Origin of the sequence: Streptomyces boninensis (assembly GCF_048572725.1) — a bacterium.
Classification (GTDB): Bacteria; Actinomycetota; Actinomycetes; order Streptomycetales; family Streptomycetaceae; genus Streptomyces; species Streptomyces boninensis.
Window position 1 is genome coordinate 9,398,303 of sequence record NZ_CP183837.1, and the last position, 13,870, is coordinate 9,412,172.

11 protein-coding genes are annotated in these 13,870 nt (G+C 71.0%); 9 read left to right on the top strand and 2 right to left on the bottom strand.

Going from position 1 to position 13,870, the window contains the following annotated elements:
* The first annotated feature begins 2 nt into the window (after positions 1 to 2).
* The 5 genes from ACNNMR_RS42365 to ACNNMR_RS42385 all read left to right on the top strand — a co-directional run bounded on the left by ACNNMR_RS42365 (position 3) and on the right by ACNNMR_RS42385 (position 4,762).
* Complete coding sequence (locus ACNNMR_RS42365; RefSeq protein ID WP_420000085.1) at positions 3 to 1,277, top strand: glutaminase; 1,275 nt, start codon at positions 3 to 5, stop codon at positions 1,275 to 1,277.
* A 31-nt stretch (positions 1,278 to 1,308) separates the two neighbouring features.
* On the top strand, positions 1,309 to 2,151 hold the full coding sequence (locus ACNNMR_RS42370; RefSeq protein ID WP_420000086.1) for an alpha/beta fold hydrolase: 843 nt from the start codon (positions 1,309 to 1,311) through the stop codon (positions 2,149 to 2,151).
* A 20-nt stretch (positions 2,152 to 2,171) separates the two neighbouring features.
* Positions 2,172 to 2,534 carry a carboxymuconolactone decarboxylase family protein gene (locus ACNNMR_RS42375; RefSeq protein ID WP_420000087.1) on the top strand — a complete coding sequence of 121 codons (363 nt, stop codon included), beginning with the start codon at positions 2,172 to 2,174 and terminating at the stop codon, positions 2,532 to 2,534.
* A complete protein-coding gene (locus ACNNMR_RS42380; protein WP_420000088.1) occupies positions 2,531 to 3,484 on the top strand; it encodes a pirin family protein in 954 nt (317 codons plus the stop codon). Before ACNNMR_RS42375 ends, ACNNMR_RS42380 begins: the two co-directional genes overlap by 4 nt.
* 102 nt (positions 3,485 to 3,586) lie before the next feature.
* A complete protein-coding gene (locus ACNNMR_RS42385; RefSeq protein WP_420000089.1) occupies positions 3,587 to 4,762 on the top strand; it encodes a GDSL-type esterase/lipase family protein in 1,176 nt (391 codons plus the stop codon).
* A gap of 104 nt (positions 4,763 to 4,866) precedes the next feature.
* Here the strand turns inward: ACNNMR_RS42385 and arr are convergent, their stop codons facing one another.
* The gene (gene arr, locus ACNNMR_RS42390) at positions 4,867 to 5,277 is read right to left on the bottom strand and encodes an NAD(+)--rifampin ADP-ribosyltransferase (protein ID WP_420000090.1); all 411 of its coding nucleotides are present in this window, start codon (positions 5,275 to 5,277) and stop codon (positions 4,867 to 4,869) included.
* A gap of 42 nt (positions 5,278 to 5,319) precedes the next feature.
* Here arr and ACNNMR_RS42395 point away from each other — a divergent pair, with 42 nt between their 5' ends.
* Both ACNNMR_RS42395 and ACNNMR_RS42400 read left to right on the top strand, forming a co-directional pair.
* Entirely contained in the window at positions 5,320 to 6,285 is a 966-nt protein-coding gene (locus tag ACNNMR_RS42395; protein ID WP_420000091.1) for a DUF3500 domain-containing protein, read from the top strand.
* An 86-nt stretch (positions 6,286 to 6,371) separates the two neighbouring features.
* Positions 6,372 to 9,128: an AAA family ATPase gene (locus ACNNMR_RS42400; protein ID WP_420000092.1), complete on the top strand. Its 2,757-nt coding sequence runs from the start codon at positions 6,372 to 6,374 to the stop codon at positions 9,126 to 9,128.
* Positions 9,129 to 9,137: 9 nt separating this feature from the next.
* Here ACNNMR_RS42400 and ACNNMR_RS42405 read toward each other — a convergent pair whose 3' ends face one another.
* Positions 9,138 to 10,751 (bottom strand): MFS transporter, encoded by a 1,614-nt coding sequence (locus tag ACNNMR_RS42405; protein WP_420000093.1) that lies wholly within the window; start codon positions 10,749 to 10,751, stop codon positions 9,138 to 9,140.
* A gap of 115 nt (positions 10,752 to 10,866) precedes the next feature.
* Here ACNNMR_RS42405 and ACNNMR_RS42410 point away from each other — a divergent pair, with 115 nt between their 5' ends.
* Together ACNNMR_RS42410 and ACNNMR_RS42415 are read left to right on the top strand one after the other, a co-directional pair.
* A complete protein-coding gene (locus ACNNMR_RS42410; protein WP_420000094.1) occupies positions 10,867 to 12,582 on the top strand; it encodes an acyl-CoA dehydrogenase family protein in 1,716 nt (571 codons plus the stop codon).
* 21 nt (positions 12,583 to 12,603) lie between these two features.
* Positions 12,604 to 13,857, top strand: a complete 1,254-nt coding sequence (locus ACNNMR_RS42415; RefSeq protein WP_420000095.1) for a cytochrome P450 — start codon at positions 12,604 to 12,606, stop codon at positions 13,855 to 13,857.
* The last annotated feature ends 13 nt before the right edge of the window (positions 13,858 to 13,870 follow it).

A 13,870-nucleotide genomic window follows, 5' to 3' on the forward strand; every position in this document is an offset into this window, starting at 1 on the left:
GCATGCGGTCAGTCATTCCCGACTACCTGGCCGAGGTGCTCGGAGATACGGTGGCGGATACGTCGGGCGAGCTGGCGGGATACATCCCCGAGCTTGCGGCGGCGGACCCCGAGCTTCTGGGCGCGGTCTTCGCCACGGTGCAGGGGGAGGTCTACGGTGCCGGTGACATCGATACGGAATTCACGATCCAGTCGATCTCCAAGCCGTTCGCGTACGCCCTTGCGCTGGCGGATCGAGGATTCGACCCCGTGCTCGCCAAGGTCGGCGTCGAACCATCGGGTGAGGCGTTCAACGAGATCTCCCTGGAAAGCGAGACCGGGCGTCCCCGTAACCCAATGATCAACGCGGGCGCGATCACCACGCACTCGCTGGCCGGGGCGGAGGATCTGAAACCGGCGGAGCGTGTCGAGCGGGTAGTCGACGGACTGTCGGCCTTCGCCGGCCGCCGGCTGAGGACGGACGAGGCGGTGTGCGTATCGGAGATGGAGCACGCGCATCGCAATCTCGCCATTGCCAACATGCTCCGCAGCCACAACATCCTCACCGAGGACCCGACGTCCGTGGTCGAGGGCTACACCCGCCAGTGCTCCGTGCTCGTCACCGCGCGAGATCTGGCCATGATGGCCGCGACGCTCGCCAATCGCGGGGTGAATCCGCTCTCGGGTGTCCGAGTGATCCCTGAACCGGTGGTGCGGCAGGTGCTGAGCGTCATGTTCACCTGCGGAATGTACGACGCGGCCGGGGACTGGGCGACCCAGGTCGGAATTCCCGCGAAGAGCGGCGTGGCCGGGGGGCTCATCGGCGCGCTCCCAGGCCAGATCGGCATCGCCACCTTCTCGCCGCGCCTCGATCCGCACGGGAACAGTGTGCGCGGGGTGTCGCTCTTCGAGCGATTCTCATCCGACATGGGTCTGCATCTGATGGGCGTCCCAGCCGCCGCGCGCGCGGTCGTGCGCTCCAACCATGTCGTCGGCAGCGGTCCTGACGCGCTGCGGGTCCTCCAACTGCAAGGCGGGATCGGCTTCGCCGGTGCCGAGAGAGTCGTTCGCGAGGCCGTGGACTCCGCGTTTCAGGAGACCAGGGTGGCCGTCGACCTCACGATGGTCTATTCGATCGACGACGTGGCCAGGCGCATGGTCCTGGAGGTCACGCGTCGGCTCACGCTGGACGGCCACGAGGTCTACCTCGTAGACCCGGAGACAGTCATTCCCGACCCAGATCCCGGCGACGGGGGCCGAATTACTGTCGTAAGCACGGTGGAACAGGCTTCGGCCTGAAGAGAAGTCCGGTAAGGAAAGGTAGAGAATAATGGGTTACATCACAGTGGACACCGAGAACAGCACGCCGGTCGAGCTGTATTACGAGGACCAGGGTTCGGGTCAGCCGGTCGTCCTGATCCACGGATATCCGCTCAACGGGCACAGCTGGGAGCGCCAGACGCGAGAGCTGCTGGACCAGGGCTACCGGGTCATCACGTACGACCGGCGCGGCTTCGGCCAGTCCTCGAAGGTGGGCACCGGATACGACTACGACACCTTCGCCGCCGACCTGAACACGGTCCTCGAAACCCTCGACCTTACGGACGTCGTGCTCGTCGGCTTCTCCATGGGCACCGGCGAACTCGCCCGCTACGTCAGCCGCCACGGCCACGAGCGCGTCGCGAAGCTCGCCTTTCTCGCCTCGCTCGAACCGTTCCTCGTCGCCCGCGACGACAATCCCGAAGGCGTGCCGCGGTCGGTCTTCGACGGAATCGCCACCGCCGCCAAGGGCGACCGGTACGCGTGGTTCACGCAGTTCTACAAGGACTTCTACAACCTCGACGAGAACCTCGGCACCCGTATCAGCCAGGAGGTCGTGACCGGCAGCTGGAATGTCGCGATCGGCAGCGCACCGGTGGCCGCGTACGCCGTCGTCCCGGCATGGATCGAGGACTTCCGGAGCGATGTCGAGGCGGTCCGCGCGAGCGGCAAGCCCGCGCTGATCCTGCACGGGACGAAGGACAACATCCTTCCGGTCGACGCCACCGCGCGGCGATTCCACAAGGCATTCCCCGAGGCCACATACGTCGAGATCGAAGGAGCCCCGCACGGCCTCCTCTGGACCCACGCGGACGAAGTGAACGCCGCGCTGCGTGACTTCCTGTCCAAGTGACGTCCGCGGAAGTGGAAACGGTGAGCCGTCCGTATCTGGACAAGGTCATGCCCGAGGCGTGGCAGGCCGCGTCGGCGTTCTCGTCGGCGATACGCGAGGCGGGGATAGCGCAGCAGAAGCTGGACCTGCTGTCGGCGTGGCGGGAGACCCGGCTGTTCGACGAACGGCAGCGGGCGGTGCTCGCCGTGGCCGAAGCGGTCACGGCGCTCCCCATCACCGATGAGTCGGACGCCGATCTCGCCGGCGCCCGAGTGGCTCTCGGCGAGGAGGCGTTCGTCGCTGCCGAGTGGGTGGCGGTCACCATCAACGCCTTCAACCGCATCTCGATTCTCAGCGGCCATCCGGTGCGTCCGCGCGACGCGGAAGGAAAGATCATTCGATGACGAACCTTGAGACGGAGGTGGAGATCCTCACGCCGCGCCTGGTGCCGCTCGGCGGCGTGCGCGCCACGACCGTGCGCCGGACCCTCCCGCAGCGGCGCAGGTCGCTGGTCGGGTCGTGGTGCTTCCTGGATCACTTCGGCCCCGACGACGTATCCGAGACCGGTGGGATGCAGATGCCGCGGCATCCGCACACCGGCCTCGCGACGGTGTCCTGGCTTTTCGCCGGGCACGTCGGGCACCTCGACTCCGGCGGCAACGCGGCGCCGGTCGTGCCGGGAGAGCTCAACCTGATGATCGCCGGCCGCGGCATCACCCATCAGGAGCTCAGCGACCCCGCGGTGAGCACGCTGCACGGCGTGCAGCTCTGGTACGCGCTGCCGGACGAGACGCGATTCAGCGAGAACGCGTTCGTGCATTACGCACCGGAGCCGGTGTCGCTTCCCGGCGTCACCGCGCGCGTATTCATCGGCGAGCTCCTCGGCTCGGCGTCCCCGGTCGACACGCGGACACCGGACCTGCTCGGCGCCGAACTCGTCGTCGAGCCCGGCGCCACAGCTCGCTTCACCGTACGGACCGACTTCGAGCACGCCGTCCTCGCCGAGACGGGCGAGGTCACGGTGAACTCGGCCGCCGTCGACCACCGATCACTCGCCTACGTCCCTCCCGGATCCGAGACCCTGGCCATCACCGCGGGTGATACGGAAGCCCGCGTCATCCTGCTGGGCGGGATCCCGCTGGGGGAGCAGATCGTGATGTGGTGGAACTTCATCGGCCGCAGCCACGACGAAATCGCCGAGTACCGGCGCCGCTACCAGGCCGAACTCGGCTTCGAGCCCATCGACCCGCTCGACGACGGCAAGCCCGCCCTGTTCGGCGAGTTCCCGCCCGGCCAGCTCCCACCGCTGCCGGCGCCGGTGCTCCCGAACGCGAGACTGCGCCCGCGCGAGTAGCGCAAGGAGAACCATCCATGACTGGCTGGCCGAAACCCTTGCCTAATCACATTAGGTAAATCTATAATGCTGTTAGGTATGATTCCGAGCAAAGAGACCGAAATGCGCACCGAGCACGACTGGACCACCACCCCCATCACCGCCGACCTCCTGCTCGGCGCCCTCGACCTGGAGCACACCGAACGCGGCGCGCTGCCCCACCGGCTGCCCGCGTTCGCGCGCCGGCAGATCCCCGACGGCCAGCTGGCGATGGCCGAGTCGCAGCCCTCCGGCGTACGGATGGTGATCCGTAGCGCGGCCACCGCCGTCGAGCTGGACGTCGTGGCGACCAAGCGCGTCTACGCCGGAGCGCCGCTGCGGGCCGATGGGGTGTACGAGCTTCTCGTCGACGGGCAGCTCGCGGGCCGGGAGAGCGTGACGGACGGCGACGTACTCACCATCGACATGGTCGCCGGGACCGCGGAGACCCGGCCGGGGCCGGTGGAGACGCTGCGGTTCAGCGGCCTGCCCGGCCATGACAAGGACATCGAGATCTGGCTGCCGCATGACGAGACCGCCCTGCTGGCCGGCCTGCGCACCAACGCTCCCGTCCAGACCGCGCCGCCGAATGACCGCAAGGTCTGGGTGCACCACGGCAGCTCCATCAGCCACGGCTCCAACGCCGCCACCCCGACCGGGACCTGGCCCGCCGTCGCCGCGACCCTGGGCAAGGTGGGGCTGGTGAACCTGGGATTCGGCGGCAGCGCGCTGCTCGACCCGTTCACCGCCCGCACGATCCGCGACACTCCCGCCGACCTGATCAGCCTCAAGATCGGCATCAATGTCGTCAACGCCGACCTGATGCGGCTACGCGCCTTCGGCCCGGCCGTCCACGGCTTCCTCGACACCATCCGCGACGGCCACCCCACCACCCCGCTGCTGGTCGCGTCCCCCATCTACTGCGCCATCCACGAGAACACCCCGGGGCCCGCCGCCCCGGACGTCAGCGCGATGAGCGAGGGACGGATGCGCTTCATGAGCACCGGCGACCCCGCGGAGACCGCCGCCGGGAAGCTGACGCTGACCGTGATCCGAGACGAACTCGCCCGCATCGTCCACCAGCGCGCCACCACCGACCCGAACCTCCACTACCTCAACGGCCTCGACCTCTACAGCGCGTCCGACTACGCGGAACGCCCCCTCCCCGACGAACTCCACCCCGACCCAGCCACCCACCAGCACATCGGCGAACGCTTCGCCGACCTGGTCTTCGGCAACGGCGGTCCCTTCACCACCTGAGGTCACGCCCCGTACGCGGCTCGGCGTCAGGTTATTGCGGGCGGCGACGGCGGCGCCGATGGCCCCGTTCGGATGCCATTGCTTCGAGCCGCGCTCACGGACCCTCAGTTGATGATCTCGGCGCCGTCGTCCTGGCGGATGGCGGTCAGGCGGTCGCGCCAGAGTTGGAGAGCCTCGGGGGTCTGGCGGGTCCAGTCGGTGATCTCGCCGGTGATCTGGAGGGGGGCCGTGCTGCGGTAGGAGCGGGTGGGGTTGCCTGGGAATTTCTTGTCGGTGACGTTGGGGTCGTTCTCGAAGGCGCCGGTTGGTTCGACCACGTAAACGCGCGGTTCGCCGTCGCCGGTGGCGAGTTCGGCGGCGAGGCCTGCGCCGTCGCGCAATGCGGTGAAGTAGATGTGGTTCATTACGATTTCCGGCCGGTAATTGGAGCGGAAACCGGCGGTGAGATGGTCACCGACTTGTAGCTTGGCCTTTGTGCCGTGAAAGAAGGGGCCCTCGTCCAACACCTCGTCCATCGGCATAGGCTAACAACGGATCCCTGGGGAGGGAGCGCGATGGTGAGCGGATTGCATGAGGAGACTGCCGCGGAGATGCGGGAGGCCGTGCGGGGGCTGTTGGACGTGCTGGAGCCGGAGCAGGTGCGGGAGCTGCGTGCGGGGCCCGGGCGGCTGGATGCGCCGGAGTGGCGGGAGTGGACGTATCTGCCGGGGGCGCGGCCCGGGCTGTCGACCGAAGGGCTCGATCGTGCGCAGCGTGAGGCCGTCGATGCCGTGCTGGGGGCGGCGCACAGCGTGCCCGGGGCCGAGCTCGCGCGTGGGGCGATTGAGGTGGAGCGGTATCGGCGCGGGATCCTCGGCGCCGGCGGGGCGGACCGGTACTGGGTGCGGCTGCTGGGGGATCCGGATGGCGACGGTCCGTGGGGCTGGCGGATGAATGGGCACCATCTCGCCGTGCATGTCCTGATCACGGCGGGCGGAATCCGGGTGACCCCGCACTTCATCGGCGCGGAGCCGGCGCGGCTCGGGGACGGGCCGCAGGCCGGGCGGCGGCTGCTGGGGCCGGAGGAGGATCTGGCGCGGGAGCTGGTCACGGACCTGGACGCCGGACTTCAGGCGAAGGCGCTCTTCGCGACCGAGCCGCCGGATGACATCCTGACCCGCGCCGATCCGTTCGCCGACCCGGGACTGCTGCCGGGCGGCCTGCCGTACGCGGACATGGCGCCGGGCCAGCAGCGGCTGGTGGAGCGCCTGGTGCGCCGCTACCTTGACCGTGCGCCCGCCGCGTATGCGGAGGAATGCTGGGCCGACGCCGTGGCGCAGGGGCTGGACACGCTCTCTTTTGCCTGGGCCGGCGGGCTGGCGCCGGGCGAGCGGCACTATTACTGCGTCCGGGGCCCGGACTTCCTCATCGAGTACGACAACACCCAGGATGGCGGCAATCACGCGCATTCCGTCTGGCGGCACATCCGCCACGACTGGGGCGCCGATCTGCTGCGCGCGCATTACACGGAGCAGCATCGATAGCAGCCGGCAGCGGCTTGGCAGCGGCGGCCGCTGCCATGCCACCGACGTCCAAGTGCGCTACTAGCCCACCTCTCTATGGTCGCAGGATGTTGCTGGAGAGAGCCGAGCAGCTTGCGCGCCTCCATCGGCTGTTCCGGGAGGCGGGGGAGTCGGGTGGTGGCCGGGTCGTCCTGGTCAGCGGGCCCGTGGGGAGTGGGAAGAGCGAGTTGCTGCGCACCTTCGCCGAGGAGGCGAGGGCGTCCGGGGCGGGCCGGCTGAGCGCCGCTGCCGCGCGGGCGGAGCGGGCCGTACCGCTCGGGGTCCTGGGGCAGCTCCTGCGCGGCGCCGAGCTCCCGCCGGGCAGGGCGGAGCACGTTGCGCGGCTGCTGGAGGAGGGCGCGGAGAGGGCCGCGTTCGGTACGGAGCGCGGGGTCGACGACCGGGTCACCGCGTACGCGCTGAACGGCTTGTCCCAGGCGCTGCTGGACGTGGCGGAGCAGGCACCCGGTCCGCTGCTCATCAGCATCGATGACGCGCAGGATGCCGATGTGGGCTCGCTGGAGTGCCTGTCGGCGTTCGTACGCAAGCTGCGCCGAAGCCGTGTGCTGATCGTGCTCGCGGAGTCCGCGCACGCGGCCCCGACCGTGCCGCGGGTGGCCGCCGGGCTGCACCAGGAGCCGCGGACGCATGTCCTGGAGCTGGCGCAGCTGTCGCCACAAGGCGTACGGGAGCTGCTGGCGCAGCAGCACTTGGAGCGGCTCGCGCTGCAGTACCACGAGCTCACCGGTGGCAATCCGGTGCTGCTGCAGGGGCTGGTCGCCGACTTCCTCGGCTCGGGCGGTGCCGGGACGGCGCAACCCCCTGGCGCCGGGACGGCGTTCGGCGAGGCACTGCAGCGGTGCCTCTATCGCTGCGATCCGGCGGTGCCGGTGGCGGCCCGCGGTCTCGCCGTGTTGGGCGAGACCGTGAGCCCCGCGCTGCTGGGGGAGTTGGCCGGTCTTGAGGAGGGCACGGCCCGGCGGGCGATCGACGTTCTGAATGCCGCCGGGGTGCTCTCGGGGCGTGCGTTCCGGCATCCGGCGGCCGGGCCCGCGGTGCTCGCCGGTCTGCCCGCGCCCGAGCGCACCGCCCTGCGGGCGCGGGCGGCGCGGCTGCTGTACGAGGCGGGTGCCCCGGCCGCAGCGATCGCCCGCCAGCTGGTGGACAGTGAGACGGCGGACGTGCCCGGCGCCGTGCCGATCCTGCACGAGGCGGCTGAACACGCCCTCGCCGCCGATGACGTGGAGCGTGCGCTGGCCTGCCTGCGGGCGGCCCGGCAGCGGATCAGTGGTCGGCGCCCCGCGGACAGGGCGGAGCACGCCGCGACCACGGCGCTGCTGATGCGGGCTGAGGGGCGGCGCGAACCCGCGCTGGTGCTGCGATACGTACCGGAGCTGACGGAGGCGGCCCGGGCCGGGCGGCTCGCCCGTACCGACGTGCTGGCACTGGCCGGCTGGCTGCTGTGGTTCGGTGACGTGGAGGCCGCGCGGGATGCGCTGCGGCAGCCCGACCGGCAGCCCGACCGGCAGCCCGACCCGCAGCCCGACCGGCAGCCGACTTGGCTGGAGACCTCGACGCGGCTCGGCGAGCCATTCCGCGCCCTGCTGGCCGATCTCACCGGGACCGGCACGGCGACCCCGGCTGAGCAGGCCGCCCAAGCCCAGCAGGCCCTGCGCCGGCACCGGCTCAACGAGCGCACCGTGGCGCCGATAGCCGCCGCACTCCTCACCCTCATCTGGGCGGGCCGGCCCACCGTAGCCGAGCCGTTCTGCGACGCCCTGCTGGCGGCGGCCAGGAAGCGACGCGCCCCGACGTGGCACGCGCTGTTCGAAGCGCTGCGCGCGGAGATCGCGCTGCGGCGCGGCGACCTGCGGTCGGCCGAGGCCCATGCGCGTACGGCCCTCTCGGTGCTGCCGCCCCGCAGCTGGGGCGTGGTCGTCGGCCTGCCGCTGAGCACGCTGCTCAACGCCACCCGGGCCATGAACAGACCCGCGGACGCGGCCGAGGTGCTGCTGACGCCGGTGCCGGATGCTCTGCTACGGACCCCGCCGGGGCTGCTGTACCTGCAGGCGCGGGGGCGGCAGCACCATGCGGCCGGGCGATTCCACGCGGCGGTCGCGGACTTCCGTACGGTCGGGTCGCTCATGGAGCGCTGGCACATGGACGTCCCCGCCCTGCTGCCCTGGCGGACGGACGCGGCGCAGAGCCTGCTGCGGCTCGGCGAGAGCCGATGGGCGCACCGGCTGGCCGCGGAGCAGTTCGGGAGGCTGCGGCCCGAGCACACGCGGGAGCGTGCCGTCACCCTGCGCGTGCTGGCCGCGGCGGGCGATCCCGGCCGCAGGGTCGAGTTGCTGCGGCAGGCCGTGGCGGCGCTGTCCGGCTCGTACGACCGCCTTGAGCTGGCGCACACGCTGACGGATCTCGGCCTGGCCCACCGGTCGCTGGGCGAGCACGGCCAGGCGCGGACGCTGCTGCGCAGCGCGCACCAGCTCGCCCACCAGTGTGGCGCCGCGGAGGCGGGGCGGACGCTGCCGCCCGAGGCGGACGGAGGGGTGGCCGGCGTGGCCCACATCGAGCCGGCCGGCCGCGGTCCCCAGGAGCCGGACGGCAGCTGGCCGGCGCAGCTCAGCGACGCCGAGTACCGGGTCGCCGTGCTGGCGGCCAGCGGATACAGCAACCGCCAGATCGGGGCGAAGCTGTGCGTGACGGTCAGCACGGTCGAGCAGCATCTCACCCGCGTCTACCGCAAGTTGCGGATCGCACGGCGGTCGGATCTGACCCGGGTCCTGCACCCGGACCTGGCCCTGTCGGACGGAAGGGCCTGACCGTCGCTCTCACCGCAGCGCGGTCTCGGCGGCCTCGTCGTCGGGCTGGACGGGCGCCGGCCCCTCCGCCTCGACCACGCTGCTCTCATGCATGTCCTTGCCGCTGACAAAGGCGAACCCGATCACGGCGGCCACCACCATCACGCCCGCCCCGATGGCGAATGTCTCCGTCAGACCCGACACCGCCGCGGAGTGCGCTGCCTCGACGGCGCGCGCGGCCACGTCGCCCGGCACCGCATCGGCGGCCACCTGCGAGCCGCCCGCCGCGAGCGGTTCGCCCAGGTGCTGCGCGGTGGCGCCCAGTTCACGCCCGACGCCGGAATCGACGAAGTGGCTGGTCAGCCGGGCCTCGTAGAGAGCGCCAAAGATGGCGATGCCCAGCGCCACGCCAATCTGCTGGAATGTCTCGCTGGCCCCGTTGGACATGCCCGCCTTGCGCGGCTCCACGAGATTGATGGCCATGGCCGCGCGGGTCGGGTTGAAGATGCCCAGTCCGATCCCCAGCAGCAGGAACGACAGCAGCAGCGCCGTCCACGAGCTGCCGTCGTCCAGCATCAGCGGGACGGTCACGATGCCCGCCGCGACCGCGACGGACCCGAAGCCGAGCAGATAGCGCGGCGACACCCGCGCTGTGAGGCCTCCGACCACGCCGCCCATCAGCATCAGCACGGCCGTCAGCGGCAGCATTCGTACGCCCGTCTCCAGCGGTGAGTGGTGCAGCTCGTTCTGGAGGAAGGCGGTCTCCAGGAAGATCGCGGCCAGGGCGGCGCCCATGAGGATCACGGACACGGCGGCGAGGCCGTTGAAGCTGCGGTTACGGAACAGCGACAGGTCGAGCATCGCCCGCTCGCCGCGGGCCTGTTCGATCGCGATGAAGGCGGTCATCAGCACGGCCGCCACGGCGAACAGGCCGAGGATCAGGCCGCTGGTCCAGCCCTCCGCGTTGCCGCGCAGAATCGCGTACACCAGGGCGGTCATGGACAGCGAGAAGCTGATCAGGCCGAGCCAGTCGTCGCCGTGGTTGCGCCGCTCGCCCGTGTCGCGGATCTTCCAGGCGCCGGTGACGATGGCGAAGATGCCCAGCGGAACGTTGAGGAGGAACACCCACCGCCAGCTCACCCCCTGGGTGAGCGCGCCGCCGACCAGGGGCGCGGCGGCGATGGCCACACCGTAGCCGCCGGCGAAGACGCCGAGCGCCGTGGCCCGTTCCTTGCCGCGGAACTCCTGCGCGATCAGCGCGGGACCGACCGCGAACAGCACCGCGGCGCCGAAGCCCTGCACGCCGCGCGCCAGGTTGAGGCTGAGCATGTCCCAGGCCACCCCGCACACCAGGGACGAGACCGAGAAGACGCCGAAGCCGGCCAGGAAGATCCGCTTACGGCCGAAGCGGTCGGCCAGCGAGCCGCCGGTGAGCAGGAACACGCCGAGGGTCAGCGCGTACGCGTCGAGGACCCACTGCAGGTCGGAGAGGCTCGCCACGTCCAGGTCCCCGCGGATGCTGGGCAGCGCCACGTTCACGACGGACAGGTCCAGCATGAGCATGGACGTCGCCAGGGTGACGAGGGCGAGGGTCCACCAGCGGGTGCTGCTCGGCGGCGGCGAGGCTGCTTCTTGGAATGCCATGGCGTCGATGATGCGGGAATTCGCTTTACCCGCGGAAGAATCCCGCTGGACTGCGGTGCCGTAGGGGGTGAACTGGGGTTGGAAATAAGGGGGGTATTTTGTACACCGGATAGACATGAAGACCGGTTACATTGACAACTCCCTCAAGACCGAGACGCCGAACTTTCTTACCAGCCTGGAATCCGGACAATTACGCTGGGACCTGCTGCACCCGTTCCCGGAACAGGACCCCGAAGAACGGCGGGTGGGCGACGCCCTGGTGGCGGAGGTGCGCGCCTTCCTGGAGAGCAGTCTCGACGCCGGGGAGCTGGACCGCACCGGCGAGTTCCCCCTCGACCTGGTCGAGGCGTACAAGGAGCGCGGCTACCACAAGCTGCTGGCGGCCGCGGACGTCGGCGGCCGCGAGCTGCCGTACTACACCGTATTCCGCTTCATCGAGCAGGTGGCGAGCCGGTCGGTGCCGGCCGCGCAGGTGGTCGGGCTGAGCAACACGGCGGGCGCGCAGGCGCTGCTGCCGGTGCTGCGCGGGCCGCTGCGCGAGTACGTGCGCGAGCGCGTCAAGGACGGCATCATCTGCGCCTTCGGCGACACCGACCCGGGCGGCCAGAACAACCGGTTCGTCAGCCTGACCGTCACCCCCGACGAGGACGGCGACGGGTACGTGATCAACGGCCGGAAGCTGTTCACCGCCAACGGGCCCATCACCGACCTGATCGTCGTCTCCGCGACGCTGGTGGAGAACGGGGAACGCAGCGTCGCCGCCGCATTCGTGGAGACCAGCGACCCCGGCTTCGGCGTCGTACACCCCATCCAATTCCTCGGCAGCAAGGGCCTGCCGAACGCGGCGCTGCGCTTCGACAACATCCGCGTGCCGAAGGAGCGCGTGCTCAAGGCCGTCGAGGAGCCGGAGCTGGCGCCCCTGGTGGGCGCGGTCGCGCTCGTCGGCCGGGTGCTGAGCGTCGGCGGCCCGGCCACCGCACTTGCCCGCAACTGCCTGGCCTGGTCCCGGGACTTCGCGCGGCGGCGCCGGATCGACGGCCGCGACCTGGGCGACTACGACGAGATCCAGCGGATCCTCGCCACCTCGATGGCCGAGGTGTTCGCCCTGGAGACCGTCGTGCAGTGGTGCCTGCTGGGGGACCAGCCCATGCACCGCTGGTTCGAGCAGCTCGTCACCAAGAACATCACCACGACGCACGCCTGGCGCACCCTCGACCGGACGATGAGCCTGATGGGCGGCGAGGGCTTCGAGACCGAACACAGCAAGCGCCGCAGGGGCGCGGATCCGATCCCGCTGGAGCGGGCCTTCCGCGACGCCCGCGGCCTCCGCATCGTCGCCAACGTCGACTTCCAGATCGACAACGAGACCGCCCACCTCCTGCTGAACCGCCTGTACAACGGCCAGGCCGACTCACTGGAGGCGGACCTCGGCTTCGACGCCGACGCCATGGGCGGCGCCCACCTCACCACCGCCAACCGCGCCCATCTGCAGGAGGCGGCCCGGCAGGTGCGGCGGTTCGCGGAGACCTGCTGGGACCTCGTACGCCGGCACCCGGACCCCGCGGACCTGTTCGCCAAGGAGAACCTGATCATCCAGATCAGCCGGGTCGCCACCGAACTGTTCACGATGTGCGCCGTCCTCTCCCGCACCAGCCACCTCGCCGGCCAGGGCACCGACGTACAGCAGCTGGCCGACATCGTCTGCACCGAGGCCCGGCACCGGCTCGCGGAGCTGTGGCGGCGCCTCGACCCGCAGCCCGAGCCCGACTTCGCCGGTACCAGCCGCGCGCTGCTGACCGGCGACGGGATGGAGTTCCTGCACAGCCGCTGACGACGCGCGAGGAGGATCCCGATGACCCACGATCTCCCCGCCGTCCTCGGCGGCTTCGACCTGACAGACCAGGCCCGGTACGCCGCCGGCGTGCCGTACGACGTGCTCGCCCGGCTGCGCCGGGAGGCCCCCGTGCTCTTCCACCCGCCGGGGCGGATGCCCGACGGCGAGGGGTTCTGGGTGCTCACCCGTCACGGCGACATCGCCGCCGCGGCCGCGGACCCGGCCTTCTCGGCACAGGGCGGCGGCGGCCGCAAGGGCGGCGGCTCGCACCTGGCGGACCTGCCGCTCGGCCAGGTCGCGGGCGTGCTGCTGCCCATGATGGACAACCCGCGGCACGAGCTGATCAAGCAGCTGCTGGGGCCCGCCGTCTCCGCCGGGGTGGCAGCGTCCCTGGAGGGTGAGCTGCGGACCTGCGCGGCCGAGGTGATCGACAAGGCGGTCGCCCGGGGCGCCTGCGACTTCGTTACGGACGTGACCGAACAGTTCGCGGTCCGCGCGATGGCGCTGCTGCTGGGCGCGCCCCGGCGGGACTGGGACCGCCTCGTCGCCTGGGCGCACGACGTGGTCGGCTTCACGGACCGCAGAGCCGGCCACCCCACGGAGCGCTCGCAGGCCACGCTTGCCGCTATGCAGGGCTACGTCGACGGGCTGCTGGCGGCCAAGACCGCCTCGCCGGCCGAGGACTTGGCGTCGGTGGTGGCGGTCGGCGAGATCCCCGGGATGAGCCCAATAACCCCGCTGGAACGGTCGGCGAACCTCGGGCTGCTCCTGCTCACCGGCAGCGAGCAGCCCAGGAACACCGCCGCGGGCGGCCTTCTGGCGCTGGCCGAGCGCCCGGACCAGTGGCATGCGCTGCGTACGGACCGGACGCTGGTGCCGGGCGCGGTGGAGGAGATGCTGCGCTGGGCGCCGCCCAACCCGTACAACCGGCGCACCGCGACCCGCGACATCGAGCTGCGCGGCAAGCTGATCCGCGCCGGCGACAAGGTCACCCTGTGGTGGCCCGCGGCCAACCGGGACGAGGCGGTGTTCGCCGCGCCGGAGGAGTTCGACGTACGCCGGGATCCGAACCCGCACCTGACCTTCGGGGCGGGCACGCACTACTGCCTGGGCGATGAGGTGGGCCGTCTTGAGCTGCGGGTGCTGCTGGAGGAGCTGCTCGACCGGGTGGCGGCGATACGGGTCACCGGGCCGGTCGGCTATGCGCCCAGCAACAAGCACGCGGTGATGCTGGAGATGCCGGTGGAGATGGTGGCCGCCGCGGGCCCCTGACGCGACGGCCACC